Below are 22,819 nucleotides of genomic sequence, written 5' to 3'. Positions count from 1 at the left end.
ACATCTATTGAAACATAAAAAAACCCGGATAAGGGACACTTTTTTATGTGTGTCCGTTATCCGGGGTATAGTTCAATATAAAGATTAAGGCTTCTTTTTATTTTACATTTATATATGTCTTTTTATAATGAATCAAAATTATAATAAGAGAACCTATTAATTCCTGTACACAAATGTCCGGAAGTTTCTTGTCGAAACTAATTACTAATTATTTAATACTTGGATAGATGCAGTAAATCCATCCTTTTCAGAAAAGGATAAATTAACTTGTAAATGATCAGCAACGAACTGATGATAGTCCTGTAAGTATACTGCAACAGCATCAATGATGTCTTGTTCATACAATCGTGTGGCACGTCCTAATGCTAAAGTAGAAGCAGCGAGCCCAAGAGAAGGGTGAAACTCCAAATCTACTTCTACCTGTTGAGGTTCGATGCTTTCTTTTACCGCAATATAAATACAAATACTATCCACAAGATCTTGTTCATTAAATAGTACTTCCATCTTAAATTTCTCCTTAATATCTTCTTCTTGTAAAGATGTTTTTAATTACCCAGATGATGACTAAAATCAAAAGTATATCCACAAGAATTCCCAAAAAGGAAAATCCATTTGAAGCATTACTTCCATATGCACCATTATAATTTCCTCCAAATGGATGAAGCATATGGCCTAAAAGTGCCCCCGTTCCAAACGCTGCAGCATGAGTCAGTATACTTTTTGTTCGTGAAGGTGGGGTCTGGTTATAAGTCGTGTGAGAGTTAGAACGTAATGGCGTTCTTGTAACGTTGCTTGATGGGGACTTATATCCAGAATGATAAGTTCCACTTGAATATGTGCCCCTACTTGAATGAGAACTGAACGAAGAACTGTGACTGAAAGAACTATGACCACTAAATCCTTTTGCCTGAGCAACATTTGGTAAAGCTATTGCAAATATTAATACAAAAATTAAGGTCAATTTTTTCATTACAATTACTCCTGTCTTTATTAATCTAATATAGCCAATTTTTAATAAAGTTTCTTTCCTAGAAGGCTTATTTTGATGTTACTATACCACTTAATTTATAGATTTCTACTAATTTCATCTATTTTTAATGTAATTTTAAGGTGAATTTTAGGGTGAATATAAATGATTAAGAAAAGTAAAAAGATTTTCAATTAAACGTTATAATGATACTTGTTTAAGTACTAAACTAAACAGTAAGAAAGAAGTGCCATTACGAGAAAGTTACCCCTCCTTTTCAAAGCCTGGTCAATGAAAACAGACATAAAATATTAGGAGATAAAAAGGTCATGGAAAAAATTGAAGCTCGCCAGGGGCAGACTATAAAGATGAAAACGAAATAAGAGTAGAATAAAAACATCCTATCTAAACGGATGTTTTTTTTTGTGGTAATGCGGTTGCATTCCTAGGTAAATGTGTTTTTTGCAGGATTTCCCACCTGCTATATCGAACCTAGAAAGTCAACGGGAAAGGGGCTGTTAATATGAATTCAAAAGAACAAAAGAGGTTTGCAACTACTAGAGAACAAATGGAGAATGCTAAAGAACGAACTGATTTATCATCTGAGTTAGAAAAAGACTTAGAGAATTTAGGATTACAACGACGAATGAAGCAATTAGAGTTGGAAAACAAGTTCCTAAAAAAACAGAACGATGAACTAGTTTAATTCACAGCACCCGTTCAGGGGTGCTGTTTCAACATTTTAACACTTTTACGTCAGAACCCCCTATCTATGATCAATACTTTCTCTCAGGACAAACAAATAAAAAAGATGATTTACTCTCTTTTTATTTAATTCATCTCCCTCCATCTATGTATGTTTTATGATGAGATTCCATTAATCGCTCTTCACATTAAATCAACAGAAGATGACTGTCTTTGATATTCTTGGGGTTGTGTATCAAACGACGGTGAAGGATAGACAAGCTGCCTAGCAAAAAATATCGCTTTTTTCAAGGTTTCTTTGACATGCCTAATTTCCCAGTACTGGGTAGTTTTGAATCAATATTATTTGGCTCTATTAATTTATGTTGTTAGCTTAATGGCGATGTGGTGCTACCCCAGGTAAAAGCTTTCAATGACGGCCAGAAGAAAGAATATGAGGAATATAATAAAAGAAATGAACCTCGTTAGAATATAGATTCGTGGTTTAGCGCATATCTGGAGTGCGTATCCCACTCTTCGGTTCGAAGATATTTATTTTCCACCTGATCATGTCATGAGTTACTTAAATAATGAAGATGGCTCATTTAAGCAACTGCCTAAGCATATTATTAAAAAAATTTAAATAAAAACAGAGTTTGTGTAATCAAACTCTGTTTTTATTCAGCTATTTTTATATACTCTGGATTAAGTTCTATTGTGAAACTTTTCTCTAAATGTTACTGTTCTTTTCCCCAGGCTCTGCTCCCAGATGCTGTCCAGACAAGCATCCTAGCGAAAAATTTTGAAAAGGGAGTGGTGTTTATGAAACATCTATTTTTCACGCCAGAAGGTCTTAAAATCATCTTCAGCACACTTGTTGTATTACTAGACTGTATCATCTTCGGAAACACCATCGCTGGGGTGTCTGGGAAAGAGAATAGATTTACATAATCAATTACGGGGTACAGCCACATGCCCATCAAGTTAATATTTTTCAAGTCCCCCAAGATGAAAAACTAAGAGGTTTCTAGGAAAAGCAACTTAAAATTTTCATTTTGGGGGTATTCATTCTTCTTAGCTTGATGGCTATGGGGTGCACCCACATGCCCATCAAGCTAAGAAAATAGGTCACTCCCAAAACGATAAATTGAGCTTATAAGTTACAAGAAAGTCCAAAATTTCGTTCTGGGGGTACTTCAAAACCTTAGCTTGCTGGCGATAGGGTCACCCTATCAAAAAAAGAAAATTGTACGTTTAGACACATTTTTCAACCGCTTCCTATATGTTAAGGGATTGGTTATTTTTTTACAGTTTTTTATAATGAAATTCTAAATATCTAATTATAATTGGTGAAAAAGACGATCAATAGTTTGGGTACGGAAATGATTCGAATTTACATTCTTTCTTAATGCATATTATGGATAAATAAGGTAAAATATGGGTTGGGTGGTATATCTCATGTTGCGTTAATCTAGCAATAACTAAGGATACATAATATGCTTTCATACCTTTAAATAATTTTGTTATAGAAGGGGTGTAGATTTAAATGGCTCAAATTGTTGATATTGATAGATACCTTTTTACTGGGGCTTTAATCTATATGAGTGAGGGCCTTTTCCCTAAGCCTTGTCAGGAGGTAAGGAACAGTAAGCAACCACCTATACAATATTAATAGAGGAGAGGAATGCCTTATGAAAATACGTAGGCAAATTACATTTGCAAGTCTGGCCCTTTTAATAGCTGGAAGTTCCCTGTTATATACAACGCCAACCTCAATTGTAAAAGCAGAGCCCACTCAAAATGTATCTAGTTCATTACAAACAAGCAACCAACGAGATCGTAGTTCCGTCAAGGAAGCAATGCGGGATACATTGCAATTTGGATACCCGGGGATACTTGCTAAAACTTCTGAGCGTGGAAAAACGTGGGTTATGCCGCTGGGATAGCGGATCTGAGAACCAAAAAACCAATGAAAACAGATTTTCGCTTTCGCATTGGCAGTGTGACGAAGACGTTCACCGCAACAGTTGTACTTCAATTAGCTGGAGAGAACCGCCTGAATCTAGACGACTCCATCGAAAAATGGTTGCCTGGTGCCATTCAAGGAAATGGATATGATGGTAACAAGATTACCATCCGGCAGATATTGAACCATACAAGTGGTATCGCTGAATACTCAAGGTCAAAAGACGCTGATTTTACGGATACAAAAAAATCGTATACGGCTGAAGAGTAGTGAAGATGGGGGTTTCTCTGCCTCCAGACTTTGACCCAGGAGAGGGGTGGTCTTATTCAAACACAGGATACGTATTACTGGGTATTTCTATTGAAAAAGTAACTAGAAACAGCTATGCGGAAGAGATTGAAAATCGGATTATTGAACCACTTGAATTGTCGAATACATTCCTACCTGGCAATTCAAGCGTTATTCCAGGCACCAACCATGCCCGTGGATATGTCCAACTAGACGGAACAAGTGAGCTAAAAGACGTTACTTATTATAACCCAAGTGCAGGTAGCTCTGCTGGAGATATGATTTCTACTGCTGACGACTTAAACAAATTCTTCTCTTACTTGCTCGGTGGCAAATTACTGAAAGAACAACAACTAAAACAAATGCTTACTACAGTCCCTACAGGAAAAGAAGGAATCGATGGATATGGTCTTGGAATCTATGAAACTAAGCTTCCGAACGGTGTCTCGATATGGGGACACACAGGTGGCATTCTAGGGTTTACTACTCTTGTTGGGGGTACACTTGGAGGCAAGCATACGTTGGCTGTCAATTGGAACAGTTTGGGTAGCGCTGACAGTCCTAATCCTTTTAAAAATATTTTACTTGCTGAATTTAGCAAGTAGGTCAAAAGTAAGAACGGATAAATTTTATCATATTCTAATAGCTAAACAAATAAATGATGAAATCGATCACTTATCTAAGGAGGCAATTTCCTCATGAAAAATAAGCTAACTGGTGTGTTAGCCGCTGTATTAGCGCTAACTATGATCCTACCAACAGGGGCGAAAGCATTTTCTGACAGTAAGACTACAGTTGTAACTATTGAAGAAGTAGCTAGCCAAGAACTGAAGAAGATTGCAGCAGAGAAGGCTGCGCTACTCACGAAGTCCCATGGGGCGACTAGCGTGCAGTATGCGCTAATTGATAATGGCAAACTTATTTTGTCAGGGCAGGCTGGCAAGAACGATATGGAAGGGGAACAGCGGTTAACCAAAGATACTCTATACGGGATTGGTTCAGTCAGTAAAATGTATGCAACAGCGGCCGTAATGAAATTAGTCGACGAAGGAAAAGTCGATTTGGATGCTCCTGTCGTCAACTATGTTCCTGATTTTAAGATGAAAGATGAGCGGTACAAACGCATTACGCCGCGTATGTTGTTGAATCACTCCTCTGGCTTGCAAGGTTCCACGTTAAGTAATGCATTTTTATTTAACGATAATGATACCTATGCCCATGATACCTTGTTGCAGCAATTGTCGAACCAGAGCCTGAAAGCGGACCCAGGCTCGTTCTCGGTATACTGCAACGATGGCTTTACACTGGCCGAAATTTTAGTGGAAAGAGTCAGCGGTATGAGCTTTACAGAATTTCTACATCAACGGCTTACAGAACCTTTAAAGATGAATCATACAAAAACGCCGCAGGACAAATGGAGAGACGAGAAGCGGGCTGGACTTTATTTTCCGGCGTACCAAGGGCAGCTTCCAATTGAAGCAGTGAATGTGATTGGTACGGGAGGGATCTCTTCCACGGCAGAAGATATGGTAAGATTCTCACAACTATTTATGGGACAGGGAAAAGGGATCCTCTCTGATAAAGTAGTCAAGGCAATGGAGCAAGAGGAATATAAAAAAGGGATGTGGCCGGGGGATGGAGATAATATTTTTAACTATGGTCTTGGCTGGGATAGTGTGAAACTATACCCATTCAGTGAATATGGGATAAAAGCTTTGGCTAAGGGCGGCGACACGTCACTGCAACATGCTATACTGGTCGTGCTTCCGGAACAGAAAATGGCAGCAGTTGTGTTGTCATCCGGTGGACGGAGTTCTACAAATCAACTGATGGCGACTGAATTGCTGCTCGCCGTGCTTAAAGAGAACGGTACTATTAAGGACATCAAGCCGAACAAATCCTTTGGCAAGCCGGTCAAGGTCAAGATGCCTCAAGGTGTGACAAAGAAAGCGGGCTTTTATGGCAATAGCGAAACTCATTTCAAAATTGAAATTACGAAGAATGGAGAACTGTTCTTACCATCTAATCGAGAAGAAAAATATGTATATACTGCGGATGGAAGCTTTATTAATGAGAAGGGTACTTCCAAGCTCAACTTCGTGACCGAAAAGAATGGAAGAACTTATTTGAGGGAGAGCACATATCAATCGCAGCCAAGCTTAGGGCAAAGTGTGATGACTCACTATTTAGCTGAGAAACTAGAAGAAAACGTGCTATCGAAGAAAACCGCTGCTGCATGGGCAAAGCGGGAAGGCGTCAAGTTCTATCTTGTGAACGAGAAATTTAGTTCTATTGAATATCTCGTACAACCGAAACTTATTACCACACAGATTACTCGCAAGGAAGGCCTGGAAGGCTATTGGGATGGCAGAAAAATTACAGGTCCGGACACCGCGGCGCATCAGCTCCAGATCCCCGTGATGAATGGTCGTGATACGACGGAAACCCACTTCTATACAGAAGGTGGCAATGAATTTATGGAGATGGCCGGGTTGTTATACGTAAGTGGAACTAACGTAAAACCACTTGATGTAGGGCAATCATCTAAAGTTACGCTGCAAGCAAATGGGCATGCGAAATGGTTTACGATCCCGCAATCGGCAGCCGAGAAAACGATGACCGTGACGTTGCCATCGAAGGGTTCGTTCGCGGTGTATGATGAGAAGGGAGTATGCGTCGATTTTACCATTGTGAGCGGCAATAACAAAGTAAAACTGCCGAAGAACGGAACGGTTGTATTTGCTGGAGCGCCGAACTCGGAATTTGCAATCACGTTGAACTAGCTACAATTCAAGATGGACTTCAACAAAACCAGTACGACACAGAAAAGGTGTTTTGCTGGTTTTGTTTGTATTTAGCATTATCTTTACAAAGAGGGTTTCCACGAATAATATCACGCTCAAACTCTGCAAGAACAGCTAGCATACCAGTTCTGGGCGATCATCTTTTGCTCCACTCATTTTCTCGGTGAGCACTTATTGTAACCTTTATCGTTTCGGGGGTGACCTGTTTTCTTAGCTTGATGGGCATGTGTCTTTACCCCTAATACAAAAGTGATGATGCTTCAGTAATATAAACCTTCATTATTTGTAATTTATAGTCAGGTATTAGCCTATAGATATGCAATTTTAATAAAAAACAAGTTAGTTAACATAAACCTCTTTATCGTCATTAAAAAATACAGGTAGCCTGGGTTTTAAAGCTGAATGTGCAAAATAGCACATAAAATAAGCGCAAATTATTGACTAAAGTGACATGTCAGGCTATATTCTATGTGATTTTTAAAAAGTGTTTCTAACTCGCTGCAGACTGTTATCTGTTTTTAATAAAACTTATTTGTTAAGTAACCAAGCCGAAAAGAAACCGAAATGAACTTTTGATAAAATAAGTTTTTATGGAGATGGATTTTTTGTTAGTTAAAGAGGGGGAGCAAGGGTGGAGGAACATGTGAAAAAGGCTTTAGTAGAATGGAATGAAGAAATCAGTGGTGTGCTAAGTGGGATAGAAAAAGAGTATGAAGAAGTTAAGCGTGATCTTCAGGTATATTCCTATAAATTCAATATTACCAAACAAGTTGTACAATCCACTATAAATGATGAAATAATTCGAAACATCCGTGAGCAGTATCATAAACCTTTTGAACAAAAATTGAACGAATTGAAAGAATCCATAAAAGAGCTGGAAGAAAAGAGAAAGGTTTTCCAAATGTTTGTTGATAAAATTGAAAAGGTTAGTGATAAAGAAGAAGGAAAACCTCAAATATCAGTAATATGATTCATTTATGCAGGGCCTCTTTTGATGAATAGTGGAGGCAGGATAACGGAAAAGGCTCTACTATTCTTTTCATACTCTTTTACTATGGCAGGGAATATAACTGCTTTTTTTTGAGGCCATTTGCAAAAAGCGCGCTAACCGTATCTTTATCCTGACCCCGTTTACCCTATCTTCAACCCGGGTACTTACCTATAAAAAGGAAATGGGGGGATAAGATGTGGAATGCGTTTTTTTGGGGAGGAGTTTCAGGTTCTGCTGTCTTGCTTGGCGCACTTGCAGCCATCTTCATTCCGATAAAGAAAAACATCATTGGCTATATTATGGCATTCGGAACGGGCGTATTGATTGGTGCGGCAGCATATGAGCTGCTTGCAGATTCGGTGCGTGATGGAGGAATCCGGGCGACGGCAATAGGATTCATAGCAGGGGCCGCCGTGTTTACTGGCTTGGATTTCCTTGTTTCCAAAAAAGGTGCGGTTAAAAGGAAACGGTCCAATAATAGCTCTTCGAAAGAAGCGGGCCTGGCCATTTTTATTGGGACGGTGATGGATGCCATACCGGAGTCGATCATGATCGGCGCAAGCTTAATAAGCGGTGGCTCGGTAAGCTGGCTATTGGTCATTGCCATCTTCATCAGTAATATTCCGGAGGGGCTCTCAAGTACAACAGGTCTGCTCAAAAGTGACTATTCCAAGAAGAAAATCAAGCTGCTGTGGTTATCCGTACTGCTCATTTCGGCACTATCCTCGATGTCCGGCTATCTATTCCTCGATCATGCCCCGGAATATATCCTGGCAGCGATGGCAGCCTTTGCGGGCGGCGGAATCATCGCCATGATTGCGTCAACGATGATGCCTGAAGCATATGAAGACGGAGGACCGATCACGGGCATATTCACCGCGGCAGGTCTGCTTATCTCTTTGGTTCTGGATTCGATGTGATAACGAAAAAGTGAGATTGTCCCCTTGAAAGAAGGGGGCATTTTTTTGTGTATAAACTCTACCATAGTACGAAATGCATAGGCGAAATAAGGAAATCTACTCTAAGAATAATTGTTGGTGTTAAAATATCATTTCAAATCATACACTCTTCATATAGATTCCAGACATTGAGGAGATGTTAGAAATGAACTTCGAGATGCAAATAGCGAATATGCTGGCTGATAATATAAATGGTTTCATTACATTCGTCCGGGAAAATCATGAAAATGAAAATAATTGCCTTTGTTTAAATAGAGATAAATTGTATCAATTAAAACTTCTTGTTGAGGAGTTTAAGTTTCAAGTATTGGCAGATGAACTTAAACGAATCAATCGGTTTACATGGGATGAAAACTACACTGCTTTATTAGTTGATAGATTCAGAAAAGGGATGGGGATCATTGAGGAGTACGTTGAAAACAACTACAGTGACTTATTCATTTTTACCGCTAGACTTTACACATTGAATAACCTCAGCTTATTATTTTGCAAGGAGGAAGAATCGGGCACAGTCTTCCGCGAATAAAAGAAGAGCACATATTATCGTATATAATATGTGCTCTTTTTTATTTCACTATAGGGATAGCTGACCAAAAGATTCTCATTCTTTTATATGCTCCGAGCCCGGCCTTATTTGCTTGGCATCGTAGAGATATATTTTTTGACTACTTCATAAACATATTCTTGATTGGCCGCTGCTGTATTCGGGTTATATTTACCGCCATTCACTTTATTATTGGATAGCACTCGTATACCTAAGAAGGGAACATCGTAAGCTTTGGCGATTTGGGCAGCCGCAGCTCCTTCCATTTCTTCAACAGATGTACCATATTTCGTATGGAACCACTTAATCCGATCCACTTCATTATTCCAAACGTCTGCAGAGCCGATAGTACCATCGACAACCTTACCTTTTGTGTAGGTATCTTTAACTGCATGAGCAGCTGCGAGTAAATCCTTATCTCCCTCGTAGTAGCGTGGTTTTTCAGCGTTAGGATCTTCTCCTGCACTTCCTTCAGAAGCCATTAGGTCCATTGGTTTCCAAATGGTTGGATCAATTCCTTGGTTTTCAGTTTTATCTGCTGTTTTTAATGAACCTAGGTTTACCGTTCTTTTTCCTAAAACAATATCAAAAACGTTTAAGCTTGGATCATGTCCGCCTGATGTTCCTTGATTGATGATGGCAATAGGGTTATATCTTTCAATGGCCAATGCTGTAGCGGCAGCTGTGTTTTCCATCCCTTTACCTGTTTTTGCAACGATTACAGGATAATTGTCTAAAGTTCCAATGTAAAATACAAAATCCCCTGATTTTTCTTCTTTAACATTTTTTAACCTTTTCGCGAAATTTTCAGCTTCGATCGGCATTGGACCTTGAATTATGATAGGCCTTTGAGTCTTTTTTTCGACCGTTTCATTTTTGGAAGCAGAACTGCATGCTGCAATCACCGACACGAAAAGTAATGTAATGATTCCTAATATAGTGTACTTTTTGAACATGTTTTTTCTCATATAATTTCTCCTTAAAACATATTTCGATTGTTTGATACACTCGCAGTTGCGGTCAAAGAAAAAGGTCCAGAACGGCAGAATGAATGCTGCCTTCTAGACCTACGATAGTCAAAGTATAGGTGATTAAGCAAAATGATTATAATGCTAAATCATTAGCTGCTCAAGCGGGCAGCCGAATACTTTAACTCGTAGTCTAGTTCTTTCACTGGGAACCAGGTAGAAACGCTCAGACCATATTTCCGAGCATATACGAGTAATGATATGTATGATTATTACTTTGCTAATATAACAAATAAATAATAGATAATCAATGAAAAAGTGAACATTAAATTTAAAATATTATTTAATGTTCGTGTTTATGTTGTGTTATTCATTGGAATCGTCAATTTTTTTCATATCATAAGGATTTATAGAGAAGTCTTAGGCACGTTCATTATGTGAATGTCTTCTGAATAGTATAATTTCAAAAGAGGTGAGAGGCCTACTAAATTAAATAACTTCCATAATAACAGGAAAAAAGCAGAAAGATTCATTCTGCTTTTTTATAGGCTTATTCGATTTAAAATTTCAGCATATAGCTCTTCGAGAGGTCGGGAGCTATCGAGGCTTAATACGGGGCTTTTTGATGATTTCATTTGATAGGATTGTTCTGCATAGGTGCCAGCCATGCTTTTATCTACTTTCATCCTATATGTTTTACACCATTCTAAAAAGTCACTCGTATATTCCCCGTTTTCATCAAGCCACATTTCACTAACGTTTCGCTTCAATTCTCTATTCCGTAATCGTTCCATGCGAATCGATTCATCTAAAAAAAGGAAAACCAGGAGGTCGCGGTTGTTAAACCCTGTTGGGCACCAGGAAAAAATGGAACCAGAAGCAACATAATCACTGCAGGATTCCATGTCTTTTTGATACAATTCGTTACGCTTCTCAATCAGGTTATTTCTTGTAAAGGATTCATCTTCCCAAAGATAATGATCTGTATCTATCCACTTTATCTGTTCTTTTTCACTAATGAATTTTGCTAAGGTGCTTTTGCCAGTACCTGAGCCGCCAATTATTTGGACCTTCACGTACATATTCCTCCTACAGTGTATTCGTTAATTTTGAAATGGATCCGCCTTGGAGTATTGAAGGATGAGCGTTTTCAGTTTGTATTTTCAATTCCGCGTTAGTAAATCCACCATAAAAAGATGGCTAAAGCGATCATTGAAGAGATGATACCAAGCACTGCTTTCCACTTTGATGAAGCGTTCAACCATATAAAGACGCTGCTCACTATCATTCCAATAGAAAAAAGCACGCCGCTAATCACTTTCATCCATGCAATTTCAAAAATTGGTTCGACTAACAAGAATACGCAACCGAGTGCGACTAAACCATATGTAGAGATAAAACGCTTACTCGTAAAATCAGTCTTCACGTCGTTTCGTTCTTCTTCCGACATCTTTTTATAACCCCGCCACATCATGAAGGCCGGAATCCCTAACATTAAAACTAATCGTACGATTGCATCTATATTCATTAAATCCTCCAGAAATTACAAGCTACCATTCATATACGATTGTTCCTGGTAAAAGTTTCAACATCTAGATTGGGAGCAGGCTGGAAGGACATTCCTAATAATGACTAATTATGCTTGTTATACCCCTATAGATCCAATTGTCTAAGGGGTATTATCATGTCAAAAAGGAGAAAAAATTCTGAAGATGAAATGGCTTAAAGAAGTTCGCGAAATGCGGCAGTGTGCAAGGCTTTGTCAGGAGTTATCATGATCGACTAGGGTTATGACTACATTTCCCTTTTTATGTCCTTTTTCTACATATCTATGAGCCTCGGGAATTTGCTCCAGCGGGTATCGTTTATCAATGACCGATTTTATTTTTTCTGTTTCAATAAGCTCTTTGAGGAGTAATAAATCTTCCGTACGTATCTTTGCTATTCCTTGTCCCTCAACAGACACGTATCGTCCGTTCGGGGTCAGAGCTTTCTTGCAAGTGGCCTTCGAACTTTTCCCGACTGCATCAAAGATGATGTCATATCGCTCATTCCTTTTCGAAAAATCCTCTTCCGTATAATCAATTACCTTATCGGCTCCCAACGATTTCACCAATTCAAAATTGGCGGCACTGCATACTCCGGTAACTTCTGTCCCAAAGTATTTGGCAAGCTGTACCGCCGAAGTCCCTACAGAACCGGATGCACCGTAGATGAGGACTTTTTGTCCTTCCTGGATATTGCCTTTTCTGAAAAAATGCAGGGCTGTCGTTCCTCCAAAAGAAATGGCGGCGGCTTCCTCATAGGTCACATTGACAGGCTTAATTGCCATTGCCCCGTCTTCAGGTAAGCATGTGTATTCGGCATGGGCACCAAAATTCATTCCAGTCATGGCAAAAACCTGGTCGCCTTTTTTGAATTTTTTTACATTCATCCCCGTTTCCTCTATCTCCCCGGCAAGCTCCACTCCCAGTATTGATTTTCGCGGTTTTCTAAGACCCAGGAAGATTCGCATCGGCAGCCATAACAAGAAAGGGCTCTTGAAACTCCGGACTCTTATGTCCCCTGAAGCCACTGTTGCCGCATGGACCTTTACCAGTATTTCGTTATCCTCAGGAGAAGGCTTTGCTACCTCTTTGAGTTCCAGTACATCGGGTGAACCGTATTTTGTGCATACCATTGCTTTCATAGCGAGCCTCCTTAAATTTTTTGATTCAATCTTTTAATACTATGTTGGAAGCTGTAATATAAAACTATGTAAGCGAAACGGAAGAAACTTTTAAATGAATGCTTAAAAGCCCGGCATCGGTCAGGGCTGTTATCGCTGAGCGGTCGAAATCCAAGGGACATTCTATAAGACAAAGGAGCTAAAAGTATGACCATTAACGAAAGACCGAGAAGAATAGTTTTAGATTTAGCCGTTACTTTAGATGGATTTATTGAAGGGCCGAAAGGAGAAATTGACTGGTGCATTATGGACCCTGAAATGGGGTTCATTGATTTCTTAAATGATATTGATACAATTTTTTATGGGAGAAAGAGCTATGATTTATGGGGACAATATACTCCAGAAAATGAGGTATCCGATACTGAAAAAGAAATGTGGAAATTAGTACATGGCAAAGAAAAATTCATGTTTTCCAAAACAAAAAAAAGCACGGATAATAAAGTAACAATCATTAATGATAATATTGTTGAAGAAGTAAATAAATTAAAGAAAAAGCCTGGGAAAGACATCTGGCTTTATGGCGGGGCAAGTCTTATTACATCTTTTATAAGATTTGGGCTGGTTGATGAATTTAGGTTATCTGTTCACCCTGTTGTTTTAGGGGAAGGAAAACCTTTGTTTATTGACATGAAGGAGAGATTGAATCTAAAACTGGTTGATACAAAAAGATTTTCCTCTGGCGTTGTTCAACTTTGCTATCATCTTAATGAAGAATAATTGCCAAGGTAATTCACGAGTAAAACTCCAAAACTCACGAGTAAATGCTTAAAATTCACGAGTAAAACCCCAAAACTCACGAGTAAATGCTTAGAATTCACGAGTAAATCCCCAAAACTTACGAGTAAAACCATAAATAGGAATCCATACTTGACGTGTGGATTCCTTTTTTATACCTTTTGCCATTTATAAATTATAAAATGTAATATATATATTGCAAAAGGTAAAATAAATCATATAATAAGAGTAAGTGATGGAATTAAATGGAGGTCGAATGTTGATGGATTTATTTAAACGAACGAAAAAGATCAAGGATGAGCGGGTTGAGCATGTAAGAAATAAAATTTATAAAGAAATGTATCACGTCATCTTGGCCATTTGCCTGGTGAGTGCACTTTTCAAACTATATAAATATGGTGCAGGCAGCGGGGAGTTATATCTGGAATTCGTGATCATCGTTGCAGGAGGGCTGTATTACTTAGCTCGTTCCATTTTCTTAGGTGTACTCTGGGATGAAGTGGAAATGCATGACCGGACTAGCAAAACACCGATGAGCAGGAAGACCATTTTTGGTACAGTTGCTTTAGCCCTCATCATCGCTACATTTTTGGGGGTGAATAGTGCTGTATCCTATGCGGATAGCAGTTCCCAGGGTCTATGGTATTTTATATTGGTATCGTTTGTTTCAGTTATGATCTATTTGCCGATTTTACTTCTGTTTTTTGGTGGTATATACTTGCTAGCGAAGAAAATCGGAATGAAAAATAGCGAAGATAATAAGAAATTGTAGGTGCGAATCCTTTGAAAAATATAAAACTGAAGCTGGCGAGAGTAGAAAAGGACTTGTCACAAGATGAACTGGCCAAGATTGTCGGCGTTTCCAGGCAAACGATAGGATTGATTGAATCCGGGAAGTATAATCCCTCATTGAGTTTGTGCGTGGGTATTTGTAAGGCATTATCGCGTACATTGGATGATTTGTTTTGGGAGGAAGACTGATTAGGGGTATCCATTGACTTGGATATCTTTTTTTAGGAATGTATCAACAAAAAATGGGGGAAGTTATAGGTGGAGCTGTAAGCAAAAATCTAACATTCGAGAGGGATGGTATGATGGATCGTACAATCGGTTACTTACGTGAGATATTGTCTAACTATACAGACCAATATCCTGAAGCGCAGGAAATTTATAATAAAATCAAAAGCGGACACTTTCATTCAGAAGAAGAGCTCGTCAATAAGCTAAGTGGTAAAGAAGCCAGACTCCTTAACCATATTCTTCCTCAAGAAATTAAGCATGCAAAGGAAGTCAGTGATACGGAACGGGTCTCTCAATTGTCGGAAGTATATGAACTGATTATTATATGATGAAACCTTGTCCATGGTGATCATGGACAAGGTTTTGTTGGTTTTATTCCATTTCACTAAGTGAATCCATATGACTGGCTATCATGGCGATGATCGTGCTTGCTTCTTCCTTGCTGAAAATGAAATTTGTTTCATCCTTTATCAGGTCATCATCCGCTGTCCGAATCCGATTGATCCGTTTCAGCACTCCATCACCCGTTTCCTGCACAATCCCGAATTGATAGGTGACCTCCACTTCATTATCCTGGATATAGGCTGTCACTTCAGGCGTTTCCCAATCTACATCGATTTCGTATATATCGGAATCTCCGCCGCCGTCTGAATCATACGATTCATCATATTCATCATCCAGATCATATTCATAATCGGTGTCATCCTCTTCCAGGTAATTATGGAAGCTCTCATGGACAGCATCGACGATATCTTCAATATCTGAAAGGATCACCTTGCTAATCTGCCCTAAATCCGGCTCGAAGGATTCCATATAAAATTCCTCATTATGCGGATCAAAAAACAGCGTGGAAAAGTAATCCCTCTCATTGTCATCCAGCTCTGTATAAAATTCAATGCGTGGATGCTTAGACCCGCGTTCCACGATCATGCTGCCATTGCGGTCATATTTTTCACAAATTGATTTAAGATGATCCTGCAATTCCCCGCTTACTCTGTCAAACCATTCTAATGACATCCAACATCCACTTCCTTTCGTAATTATTATTTCCCAGAAAAGGAGAACATGACGTGCCATTTAAAGCCAAATGCAATTTAACTTCGCCAAAAAAAAATGAAACTTGTCAGTTATAAAAAAGTAATTTAAAGGGAAGATAAAATGAAATGAATTTCAAATATAAAAAACGGCTAAAATGTCCCCCGTATTTAAACTATGGATGGAAAAAGCTATTTAGCAGACTCTATATAGAAATAAACTCCAGTGAGGACTTACCTCACTAGTTTGTGTTTTAACGATAGGGCTTTGTTCTTTACTTAATCAGGTATAAATTGTAAAGTTCTTTCCTGATTGTGTTTTTGTTCCCAACTGATCTAAGATGAATATTTTTTGACTTTATCATTCTTAACAAGTACATCTTGATCTAATGCAGTGTTGAAAATTGGAGAACGGAACTTATGCTATCCGATACCCCGGTTTTACCGTTTCAAATGGAAATGTAGGTTACGATTTGCATTACATCTAACATGCGTGGAAAAAACAAAATGAATTTTTGAACAAGACGTCCAGGTAAATATGCCGCTTTAATTTTTGGCGATGTAACAGTCAAATTATCATTGAAAGTCAAAACTAATATACCGATAAAAAGCTGCTCAAATGTTGGGCGGCTTTTGATTCGTTTTCCTGAAGAAATTTCAAGACCATGCTACTTTCATCCCGAAAAAGTTTATATAGAGTGTGAAAGGGGGTGAGTGGCATGGCAAAGCAGATTCCAGTATCAAGTACGTTGCGGATTGATTTTGAGACGGGGTTAAATGAAAATGGGGCTCTTGTTTTCAAGCGGAGGTCATTTTCGAACATCAAGGTTGAGGCAACGGCGGACCAGCTATTTTCGACAGCTGTTGCAATCGCAAGCGTGCAGAATTATCCAATGGGGGAAGTGACTCGAGTGGATACAAGTTCATTGATTGGTTAATCGACTTTTGGAACGATGTCGGAAGTGGGGGGAGGTGATTTGAAAATGGCTAAAGTACTGGAAATGATTTTCGTTACGGAGGAAGGGAAGACAGCGACGATTTCCGTTGATAATCCGAAGCCGGTCAATGTTAATACGATTAAACTGGCAATGGAACAACTGATTGCTGGGAATGTGTTCGTTTCATCTTCCGGAGATTTCGTCGATTTGAAAGCAGCGCGAATTGTCGAGCGGAATGTCGAGGAAGTGGAATTGATCTAACGAACGGGAAGGGCATCTTTTTAGGACACCCCGGAAGAGAGGTGAATTACAAGTGGATCAAATCCTGCCATTTGTCAGTGATATTGGGTTCCCGATCATTGTTACCCTTTATTTGCTTCATAGGATTGAAACAAAATTGGATACTTTGAATGAAACCCTTGTAGAGCTGCCAGATCGCTTGCGAGAAGGGATTCCGAAGTCTGGTTAAGGAAAAGCGGGGAGCATCATGAGTGATAACATTCATGATGCTTTTCCTAATTGAAATGGAAAAGTTTTAGTAGATTCTAGTTTTATTTCCAAACTATCGGGTATACATAAAACTGTAGCTAGTTCATGAAAAATCCAAATAATAAGGAGGAATTTTAATGACTAACAACAATGAAAAAATGAGCAGGGAAGAAGCTGGCCGCAAAGGTGGGGAAGCGACAGCAAAAAATCATGATAAGGAATTTTTCCAGGAGATTGGCCAAAAAGGTGGAGAGGCCACTTCCGAAAATCATGATAAGGAATTCTATCAGGAAATTGGCCAAAAAGGCGGAGAGGCACGTGCCAATCAACGTGATGGCGGCAAATCTGACGGGTCCAATGATTGAAAAATGAGCTGGGAGAAGCAGGACTTAATGGCGCGGAAAAGAGTCGCCGTTAAATAGAAGGAGCGACCTGAAGTATTTAGCAGATTCTAGTTTTATAACCGCTCCAGCGGGTATATGACACATGTAGCTAGTTCATGGAAAATCCAAATAATAAGGAGGAATTTTTAATGACTAACAACAATGGTAAAATGAATCGTGAAGAAGCAGGACGTAAAGGCGGAGAAACAACAGCCAAAAATCATGATAAGGAATTCTATCAAGAGATTGGCCAAAAAGGCGGAGAAGCAACATCCGAAAATCATGATAAGGAATTTTATCAAGAGATTGGCCAAAAAGGCGGAGAAGCAACATCCGAAAATCATGATAAGGAATTCTATCAAGAGATTGGCCAAAAAGGCGGAGAAGCGACATCCGAAAATCATGATAAGGAATTCTATCAAGAGATTGGCCAAAAAGGTGGAGAAGCGACTTCCGAAAATCATGATAAGGAATTCTATCAAGAGATTGGCCAAAAAGGCGGAGAAGCGACATCCGACAGTCATGGCAAGGAGTTCTATCAGGAAATCGGTGAAAAAGGCGGAGAGGCACGTGCCAATCAACGAGATGGCGACGGCAGCTCTGACGGTTCCAGTAATGGAAAAATGAGCCGGGAAGAAGCAGGACGCAAGGGCGGGGAAAAAAGCCGCCGTTAATATAGAATGAAAAATCAAGTAGAACTAATAAATGACCGGGGGAATGAACCATTCCCTCGGTTTCTTATGTTATTCAACCATTGTCCCATGGAAATGCCCATCACAGCACATTGCAAAGTGTGCTTGGTGAATAATTGAGTTTCAAAGGACAGAGATCATAAGTATTAAGGGTAGGTACCACTTCTATACCAGTTACTGATATAGAACTTGCTTCGGGTTGGTATGTAGGTAAATTGGGTGCAGAGTTAAGTTATAAAGATGCAGACAAAGCAATTCTTAATTTTGCAAACCAAAGTTTTTTTCTTGTTACATCTAAAGAAAACCAAAGCTCCAATTTTTATGATATTTACGGTGAAGAACACTTTTCTATGACATTTGAAGTTAATGGGTTAAACGCTTAAGAAATAACAGTTGGAGGAATTGAAAACAGAGGTCACACGGGGAGAAACTTTGTTTTTTATGATTTAGATGGTAATAAATTTGATGTATGGAGTGAATTAAGTCAAATATACAAAGAAAAATATCTAATCTCGCGATAAAAAATATATCCTCTTCATGAGCTAACAGGCGCGTTACTTCAGGAGCTGATCAGCAGCTCCTTTTCTTTATGCAACAATCGGGGCAGGATGGTTTAATAGAAAAACTGGGCTATATATATCACATGTGACACATACTGCGACATAAATGGGAAAAGATAAAAAAAGACTGTTTAATCCATACAGTTCTTGTTTTTTATTTGATATTTCTTCCTTAACTAAAGGGGACTTTAATTGTATTTGGGCGCTAAACTTCAGTTTTATTGTGCTTTTCGGTTATAATGGAGTTGGAAGTCTTCATTTCCGATTATGGAGACCCGAATTTTATATTATCTGAGGTCAGTATACCTTACATCAAAGGAGTTTATTCATAATGCATGTGCTACAAAAAACGCAAAAAATAGTTCGCTATCAGAATCAACAAGGAAACATACACTACGGTATTGTTGAGGATGAGATGATATTACAACTGTCTAGCAGCTTTGCTGAACTTGTCAACAAGGAAATAAAGTATGACGGGGTAGAGCTGAAATATAGTGACGTAAAAATTCTGGAACCTGTAAAACCTTCGAAAGTGGTTAATTTCGGCTGGACATATGCAGGTCATGCAAAGGAAACAGGGGGAGAGGCAAACCTTGTAGAACCATTTCTATTCCTAAAGCCATTATCTTCGCTTATTGCAGACAATGAGAAAATCATCCTTCCTCCAAACGATCTATCCAACCAAGTGGAACTTGAAGGGGAAGTGGCCCTGATCATAGGAAAGCGCGGAAAAAACATCAAAGAAGAAGATGCGCTTGATTATGTGTTCGGTTGCACGATATTTAATGACGTCACAGCAAGAGATCTTACAAAAAAAGATCCACAGTTTACGCGGGGCAAAGGATTTGATACATTCGGACCTTTGGGGCCGTGCATCGTTACCGGGGTAGATCCTACAAATTTGAGAATTGTGACCACATTAAACGGCCGCGTTGTCCAAGACGGGAATACCAATCAAATGTCTCTAAGCATTCCGTTTTTAATCAGCTGGCTTTCGCAGGTGATGACGCTGGAGCCAGGTGACATTTTGGCTACGGGTTCACCATCTGGCAGCTGCCCGATTAAATCGGGGGATGAGGTCGTTGTTGAAGTCGAGAACATTGGTCGATTAACTAATGGTGTTCAGTAAGATTTGCCAGCATTCTTAATAACCAAGAATGATCAATCCTTTTTATAAAAGAATAATCCAATTAAATAGTATAAGGGCATGTTTTGATCAATCAAAACATGCCCTTTCTATTTTTTTTATTCATTTATCAAGGTTTCTTGTATTAATTTGATCAAACTTTATTTCAAGGCTACAACCACAATTATAGTGAAGTTCTATTTCCTTATTAATGAAGTATAACAACATGCTTTGGTTCTTTTTATAAGGCTGTTTTCACATACTTGCTATTTACCAGGTAGTGAGTTGTGGTTGATTTCCCCTCCAGAGCTCGCTTTCCTTGGTGCGGGCGGTGAGCCTCCTCGGCGTAAACGCCTGTGGGGTCCACCTGTCCCGCGGCTCGAGCAGGAGTCTCGCACTTCCGCTCCAATCAACCTTAAAAGTTTCGTTTTAAAAACAACAATCTTTACGAAAAGAGCCTTTTATAAAAAGCGCTTTCGAACACTTGGCGATGGCAGCATGCAGCTCTCTTCTTTCTTTCCGAACCATTTGTAACGGTTCTTGGCAATGAAGTCATAAACGATGTTCCGGATGAAGCTTGGAACGATGATGAAACCGTAAAGCAATTTCCATGCCCCTTTTAAGCGGCGGCAAATCCTCAAGGCTGCAGACGATTTATAGTAGGCCTTGTCCTTTTCGATCAGAACCATGCTATCTATATCTGCGGGAGCATCGTATTTCTTCAGCAGCTCTTGACCCGCCTCACTTTGAAGCGAAGCGTAATAAAAAAGCCCCTGCGGATCCCGCTTTATAATGAACTGGACACTCGAATCACAAAAGTTGCATTCACCATCAAATAAAATGACCGGATTCATGAACATTCCTCCTATAGAGAGACGTTTATCATACTCATGCTTCTATAATACACTACCCATTTGGGTAAGGCGAAAACGCATGGAATTGTTTGGGGTTTTAACAGTTTGTTTTCACTAGCAATTGGATTTTCTATCGACATCCTAATATTACTTACAAAAGTATATGGAATAAAAATGAATTTTCTGCAGAAAATACTTATATTAATTACAAAGTAGGAGTGTATATATGGATCAAACACTTTATGAAAAAATTGGTGGAGAAGAAGCGATAGCAAAAGTTGTGGACTATTTTTACGAGTTGGTGCTTAAGGATGATACAGTTAATCATTTTTTTGAAAAAACGGATATGGAAAAACAACGCAGTCATCAGACAAAATTTATTAGTTTTGCATTAGGTGGTCCAAAACAATATTCTGGACAATCAATGGCAAAAGCTCACCAGGGAATGAATCTGCAACCAGCCCATTTTAATGCTATTGTAAAACATCTTAACGATGCACTTGCTCACTTTGGAGTGAATGAAGCTGACATAGATACAGCTTTAACTAAAGTTGCTTCACTAAGAAATGATATTTTGAATAAATAACTATCAGGTGCATTACTTCAATACCAGGAGCTGATCAGCAGCTCCTTTTCTTATGCAACAAAACTAGCTAATAAAAACTAAAAATATTACATGCTATACTAAAATATGATACCAAATAACCTCCCTATGAACAGTGGTTGGAGAGTTTTATTATATTCGGTTACACTTTCAAACTAGGCCATATTTTGGAAAGTTCAGTTGTTTTGTAATGGTGCATAAAGCCAATGTAGAAGCTTATTAGCACATGCTATAACAGCTACTTTATAGGGCTTTCTTTCTTTCCCCTTCTTATCATAGAACTCACGTAATCTCTTATTACGAGGGATGACTTCATCAGTGTTTTCTTTTTTCTACAATCACGAATGGCACATCGAACAGCCATATATAGGGCATGCCGTAATCTACTCGAACCGATTTTGATTATTTTGTTTACGGATCCCTTGAATCTACCAGATTCAAAGATACTAGGATCAATTCCTGCAAATGCTACGAGTTTTTTAGGGTGATTAAACCGATCAATCTCACCAATTTCAGAAATTGTCGTTTCTGCCATTTTTTCACCGATACCAGGGATTGATCGGATTATCTTATATTCTTCAATTTCTTTTGCGCACCTATCTCTTCATCCAACTTTGATACAGTGTTGTCTGATTTAGCTGCTGCAGCTATAAGTTTCTTTGCCTTTGTATTTGCCCACTTTCTTGAACGACTTGTACATAATTCATCGATTTTATTACCTAAAGCTTCTTCATCATATCAAAACATCTTTATGTAGGATATTCTAATAAGGTTAGTATAGAGACAACTGAATATAAGTCCCCAAAAACCCCATGATACTCAGGGGAAACCTGATCAAGAACTGCTTGAAATTATACGAGATCTTGGTCCCAACCAGCCAAATCATGTTTAAGCAAGTAGGGGCAACTGTTTAGTTGACGGGATCTTAAGCCCCACGGGCAGGTACGTTCTACCCCGGCTACCGTTATCATATATTGATATGAAAAATGGTCAACCAGAAATATTTTTTGTCTGAACTTATAAATAAGAAGGGCAGGATAGTTCATTACAGTTTATAATACGAGTAGACTTTGATTTAGATTGAGGAGATAAAATAATGCGTTCTTTTTTGGGAAACGAATTTTGGGATGACAGAAATAAACCTATTCTGTTTATACAGTGGGTATTGATAATCTTTGCGATAATTTTATATCCACCAATCTTATTACCGTAATAGAATATATTTATCTGGTATTTTAAGATTAATTCCATGAATAGAAAACTACATTCGTTAAAGCTGAGGTGTTCTAAATGACAAAACTAAATAAAGTAACGTTAAACAAAAGATTGCTAGCTACCGGTTTTGCTTTCATTATTTTATGTGCAGGTTTAATCGGTTTTAGCCCTTCAAAACCAAGTGTAGCCAATGCAGCAACTGTAACCTATACAGCAACGGCTAACCTGAATGTCCGTACAGGTCCTTCTACTGCTAATAAAATTATAGCA

Annotated in this window: 25 protein-coding genes, 5 pseudogenes and 1 riboswitch; of the genes and pseudogenes, 21 read left to right on the top strand and 9 right to left on the bottom strand. The window is 38.7% G+C overall.

Annotated elements, in window-relative coordinates:
- Positions 1-204: 204 nt before the first annotated feature.
- On the bottom strand, positions 205-504 hold the full coding sequence (locus SB775_RS25120; protein ID WP_061463521.1) for a DUF2653 family protein: 300 nt from the start codon (positions 502-504) through the stop codon (positions 205-207).
- A gap of 13 nt (positions 505-517) precedes the next feature.
- Positions 518-970 (bottom strand): hypothetical protein, encoded by a 453-nt coding sequence (locus tag SB775_RS25115; protein ID WP_061463520.1) that lies wholly within the window; start codon positions 968-970, stop codon positions 518-520.
- Positions 971-1,251: 281 nt separating this feature from the next.
- Here SB775_RS25115 and SB775_RS25110 point away from each other — a divergent pair, with 281 nt between their 5' ends.
- The 8 genes and pseudogenes from SB775_RS25110 (at position 1,252) to SB775_RS25075 (ending at position 9,185) form a co-directional block, all read left to right on the top strand.
- The gene (locus SB775_RS25110) at positions 1,252-1,350 is read left to right on the top strand and encodes an FbpB family small basic protein (protein WP_125163469.1); all 99 of its coding nucleotides are present in this window, start codon (positions 1,252-1,254) and stop codon (positions 1,348-1,350) included.
- A 140-nt stretch (positions 1,351-1,490) separates the two neighbouring features.
- Complete coding sequence (locus SB775_RS25105; RefSeq protein WP_061463519.1) at positions 1,491-1,673, top strand: hypothetical protein; 183 nt, start codon at positions 1,491-1,493, stop codon at positions 1,671-1,673.
- An 800-nt stretch (positions 1,674-2,473) separates the two neighbouring features.
- Positions 2,474-2,602 carry a hypothetical protein gene (locus tag SB775_RS25100; protein ID WP_274606948.1) on the top strand — a complete coding sequence of 43 codons (129 nt, stop codon included), beginning with the start codon at positions 2,474-2,476 and terminating at the stop codon, positions 2,600-2,602.
- A gap of 740 nt (positions 2,603-3,342) precedes the next feature.
- Positions 3,343-4,510 (top strand): annotated as a pseudogene (locus SB775_RS25095) (serine hydrolase domain-containing protein).
- Positions 4,511-4,603: 93 nt separating this feature from the next.
- Positions 4,604-6,688, top strand: a complete 2,085-nt coding sequence (locus SB775_RS25090; RefSeq protein WP_410863851.1) for a serine hydrolase domain-containing protein — start codon at positions 4,604-4,606, stop codon at positions 6,686-6,688.
- A gap of 652 nt (positions 6,689-7,340) precedes the next feature.
- Positions 7,341-7,679 carry a hypothetical protein gene (locus SB775_RS25085; protein WP_289337113.1) on the top strand — a complete coding sequence of 113 codons (339 nt, stop codon included), beginning with the start codon at positions 7,341-7,343 and terminating at the stop codon, positions 7,677-7,679.
- A 215-nt stretch (positions 7,680-7,894) separates the two neighbouring features.
- On the top strand, positions 7,895-8,620 hold the full coding sequence (locus SB775_RS25080) for a ZIP family metal transporter (protein WP_410863850.1): 726 nt from the start codon (positions 7,895-7,897) through the stop codon (positions 8,618-8,620).
- 184 nt (positions 8,621-8,804) lie between these two features.
- Entirely contained in the window at positions 8,805-9,185 is a 381-nt protein-coding gene (locus SB775_RS25075) for a hypothetical protein (protein WP_410863848.1), read from the top strand.
- Between the two features lie 104 nt (positions 9,186-9,289).
- Here SB775_RS25075 and SB775_RS25070 read toward each other — a convergent pair whose 3' ends face one another.
- From SB775_RS25070 to SB775_RS25055, 4 genes are all read right to left on the bottom strand, one after another.
- Positions 9,290-10,171 carry a 5'-methylthioadenosine/S-adenosylhomocysteine nucleosidase gene (locus tag SB775_RS25070; RefSeq protein WP_410863846.1) on the bottom strand — a complete coding sequence of 294 codons (882 nt, stop codon included), beginning with the start codon at positions 10,169-10,171 and terminating at the stop codon, positions 9,290-9,292.
- 169 nt (positions 10,172-10,340) lie between these two features.
- A riboswitch (purine riboswitch) is annotated at positions 10,341-10,444 on the bottom strand.
- Positions 10,445-10,713: 269 nt separating this feature from the next.
- Positions 10,714-11,247, bottom strand: coding sequence for an AAA family ATPase (locus SB775_RS25065; RefSeq protein WP_410863845.1), 534 nt, complete (start codon positions 11,245-11,247; stop codon positions 10,714-10,716).
- 98 nt (positions 11,248-11,345) lie between these two features.
- Entirely contained in the window at positions 11,346-11,699 is a 354-nt protein-coding gene (locus SB775_RS25060) for a hypothetical protein (protein WP_410863843.1), read from the bottom strand.
- 234 nt (positions 11,700-11,933) lie between these two features.
- Complete coding sequence (locus SB775_RS25055) at positions 11,934-12,860, bottom strand: NAD(P)-dependent alcohol dehydrogenase (protein ID WP_410863842.1); 927 nt, start codon at positions 12,858-12,860, stop codon at positions 11,934-11,936.
- Between the two features lie 186 nt (positions 12,861-13,046).
- Between SB775_RS25055 and SB775_RS25050 the strand changes: the two genes are divergently transcribed.
- From SB775_RS25050 to SB775_RS25035, 4 genes are all read left to right on the top strand, one after another.
- Positions 13,047-13,616 carry a dihydrofolate reductase family protein gene (locus SB775_RS25050; RefSeq protein WP_410863840.1) on the top strand — a complete coding sequence of 190 codons (570 nt, stop codon included), beginning with the start codon at positions 13,047-13,049 and terminating at the stop codon, positions 13,614-13,616.
- A gap of 280 nt (positions 13,617-13,896) precedes the next feature.
- Positions 13,897-14,406: a DUF6773 family protein gene (locus tag SB775_RS25045; protein ID WP_318681741.1), complete on the top strand. Its 510-nt coding sequence runs from the start codon at positions 13,897-13,899 to the stop codon at positions 14,404-14,406.
- A gap of 11 nt (positions 14,407-14,417) precedes the next feature.
- Positions 14,418-14,615, top strand: coding sequence for a helix-turn-helix transcriptional regulator (locus SB775_RS25040; protein ID WP_063235187.1), 198 nt, complete (start codon positions 14,418-14,420; stop codon positions 14,613-14,615).
- Between the two features lie 110 nt (positions 14,616-14,725).
- Positions 14,726-14,983 (top strand): sigma-G-dependent sporulation-specific acid-soluble spore protein CsgA, encoded by a 258-nt coding sequence (locus tag SB775_RS25035; RefSeq protein ID WP_260398806.1) that lies wholly within the window; start codon positions 14,726-14,728, stop codon positions 14,981-14,983.
- Between the two features lie 43 nt (positions 14,984-15,026).
- Here SB775_RS25035 and SB775_RS25030 read toward each other — a convergent pair whose 3' ends face one another.
- Positions 15,027-15,671: a hypothetical protein gene (locus tag SB775_RS25030; RefSeq protein ID WP_410863838.1), complete on the bottom strand. Its 645-nt coding sequence runs from the start codon at positions 15,669-15,671 to the stop codon at positions 15,027-15,029.
- Between the two features lie 736 nt (positions 15,672-16,407).
- On the opposite strand from SB775_RS25030, the gene SB775_RS25025 reads away from it, so the two are divergent.
- From SB775_RS25025 to SB775_RS24995, 7 genes and pseudogenes are all read left to right on the top strand, one after another.
- Positions 16,408-16,626, top strand: coding sequence for a DUF1659 domain-containing protein (locus tag SB775_RS25025; protein ID WP_089362932.1), 219 nt, complete (start codon positions 16,408-16,410; stop codon positions 16,624-16,626).
- Positions 16,627-16,671: 45 nt separating this feature from the next.
- Positions 16,672-16,887 carry a DUF2922 domain-containing protein gene (locus tag SB775_RS25020; RefSeq protein ID WP_410863836.1) on the top strand — a complete coding sequence of 72 codons (216 nt, stop codon included), beginning with the start codon at positions 16,672-16,674 and terminating at the stop codon, positions 16,885-16,887.
- Positions 16,888-16,939: 52 nt separating this feature from the next.
- On the top strand, positions 16,940-17,095 hold the full coding sequence (locus SB775_RS25015) for a YvrJ family protein (RefSeq protein WP_057913045.1): 156 nt from the start codon (positions 16,940-16,942) through the stop codon (positions 17,093-17,095).
- A gap of 157 nt (positions 17,096-17,252) precedes the next feature.
- On the top strand, positions 17,253-17,480 hold the full coding sequence (locus SB775_RS25010; RefSeq protein ID WP_061464648.1) for a KGG domain-containing protein: 228 nt from the start codon (positions 17,253-17,255) through the stop codon (positions 17,478-17,480).
- Positions 17,481-17,647: 167 nt separating this feature from the next.
- A pseudogene (locus SB775_RS25005) lies at positions 17,648-18,016 on the top strand (KGG domain-containing protein); the annotation flags it as partial.
- A gap of 341 nt (positions 18,017-18,357) precedes the next feature.
- Positions 18,358-18,711, top strand: a pseudogene (locus tag SB775_RS25000) (VOC family protein).
- A gap of 370 nt (positions 18,712-19,081) precedes the next feature.
- Positions 19,082-19,879 (top strand): fumarylacetoacetate hydrolase family protein, encoded by a 798-nt coding sequence (locus tag SB775_RS24995; protein WP_318681698.1) that lies wholly within the window; start codon positions 19,082-19,084, stop codon positions 19,877-19,879.
- A gap of 458 nt (positions 19,880-20,337) precedes the next feature.
- Here SB775_RS24995 and SB775_RS24990 read toward each other — a convergent pair whose 3' ends face one another.
- Positions 20,338-20,730 (bottom strand): thiol-disulfide oxidoreductase DCC family protein, encoded by a 393-nt coding sequence (locus SB775_RS24990; RefSeq protein ID WP_410863833.1) that lies wholly within the window; start codon positions 20,728-20,730, stop codon positions 20,338-20,340.
- Positions 20,731-20,956: 226 nt separating this feature from the next.
- On the opposite strand from SB775_RS24990, the gene SB775_RS24985 reads away from it, so the two are divergent.
- Positions 20,957-21,316 (top strand): group I truncated hemoglobin, encoded by a 360-nt coding sequence (locus SB775_RS24985; RefSeq protein ID WP_410863832.1) that lies wholly within the window; start codon positions 20,957-20,959, stop codon positions 21,314-21,316.
- A 194-nt stretch (positions 21,317-21,510) separates the two neighbouring features.
- Here the strand turns inward: SB775_RS24985 and SB775_RS24980 are convergent.
- Positions 21,511-22,185 (bottom strand): annotated as a pseudogene (locus tag SB775_RS24980) (transposase); the annotation flags it as partial.
- A 439-nt stretch (positions 22,186-22,624) separates the two neighbouring features.
- On the opposite strand from SB775_RS24980, the pseudogene SB775_RS24975 reads away from it, so the two are divergent.
- Positions 22,625-22,819 (top strand): annotated as a pseudogene (locus SB775_RS24975) (SH3 domain-containing protein); the annotation flags it as partial.

The organism is Peribacillus sp. SIMBA_075, from assembly GCF_046534585.1.
Note: the sequence above shows the minus strand (reverse complement) of the source record. Positions and strands in the feature narration are given on the sequence as shown.

Excerpts from the sequence above, each read along its gene's own strand:
- SB775_RS25120 (WP_061463521.1), bottom strand. The coding sequence starts at position 504 with ATGGAAGTACTATTTAATGAACAAGATCTTGTGGATAGTATTTGTATT.
- SB775_RS25115 (WP_061463520.1), bottom strand. The coding sequence starts at position 970 with ATGAAAAAATTGACCTTAATTTTTGTATTAATATTTGCAATAGCTTTA.
- SB775_RS25105 (WP_061463519.1), top strand. The coding sequence starts at position 1,491 with ATGAATTCAAAAGAACAAAAGAGGTTTGCAACTACTAGAGAACAAATG.
- SB775_RS25100 (WP_274606948.1), top strand. The coding sequence starts at position 2,474 with ATGAAACATCTATTTTTCACGCCAGAAGGTCTTAAAATCATCTTCAGC.
- SB775_RS25090 (WP_410863851.1), top strand. The coding sequence starts at position 4,604 with ATGAAAAATAAGCTAACTGGTGTGTTAGCCGCTGTATTAGCGCTAACT.
- SB775_RS25080 (WP_410863850.1), top strand. The coding sequence starts at position 7,895 with ATGTGGAATGCGTTTTTTTGGGGAGGAGTTTCAGGTTCTGCTGTCTTG.
- SB775_RS25075 (WP_410863848.1), top strand. The coding sequence starts at position 8,805 with ATGAACTTCGAGATGCAAATAGCGAATATGCTGGCTGATAATATAAAT.
- SB775_RS25070 (WP_410863846.1), bottom strand. The coding sequence starts at position 10,171 with ATGAGAAAAAACATGTTCAAAAAGTACACTATATTAGGAATCATTACA.
- SB775_RS25060 (WP_410863843.1), bottom strand. The coding sequence starts at position 11,699 with ATGAATATAGATGCAATCGTACGATTAGTTTTAATGTTAGGGATTCCG.
- SB775_RS25055 (WP_410863842.1), bottom strand. The coding sequence starts at position 12,860 with ATGAAAGCAATGGTATGCACAAAATACGGTTCACCCGATGTACTGGAA.
- SB775_RS25050 (WP_410863840.1), top strand. The coding sequence starts at position 13,047 with ATGACCATTAACGAAAGACCGAGAAGAATAGTTTTAGATTTAGCCGTT.
- SB775_RS25045 (WP_318681741.1), top strand. The coding sequence starts at position 13,897 with ATGGATTTATTTAAACGAACGAAAAAGATCAAGGATGAGCGGGTTGAG.
- SB775_RS25035 (WP_260398806.1), top strand. The coding sequence starts at position 14,726 with ATGATGGATCGTACAATCGGTTACTTACGTGAGATATTGTCTAACTAT.
- SB775_RS25030 (WP_410863838.1), bottom strand. The coding sequence starts at position 15,671 with ATGTCATTAGAATGGTTTGACAGAGTAAGCGGGGAATTGCAGGATCAT.
- SB775_RS25025 (WP_089362932.1), top strand. The coding sequence starts at position 16,408 with ATGGCAAAGCAGATTCCAGTATCAAGTACGTTGCGGATTGATTTTGAG.
- SB775_RS25020 (WP_410863836.1), top strand. The coding sequence starts at position 16,672 with ATGGCTAAAGTACTGGAAATGATTTTCGTTACGGAGGAAGGGAAGACA.
- SB775_RS25010 (WP_061464648.1), top strand. The coding sequence starts at position 17,253 with ATGACTAACAACAATGAAAAAATGAGCAGGGAAGAAGCTGGCCGCAAA.
- SB775_RS24995 (WP_318681698.1), top strand. The coding sequence starts at position 19,082 with ATGCATGTGCTACAAAAAACGCAAAAAATAGTTCGCTATCAGAATCAA.
- SB775_RS24990 (WP_410863833.1), bottom strand. The coding sequence starts at position 20,730 with ATGAATCCGGTCATTTTATTTGATGGTGAATGCAACTTTTGTGATTCG.
- SB775_RS24985 (WP_410863832.1), top strand. The coding sequence starts at position 20,957 with ATGGATCAAACACTTTATGAAAAAATTGGTGGAGAAGAAGCGATAGCA.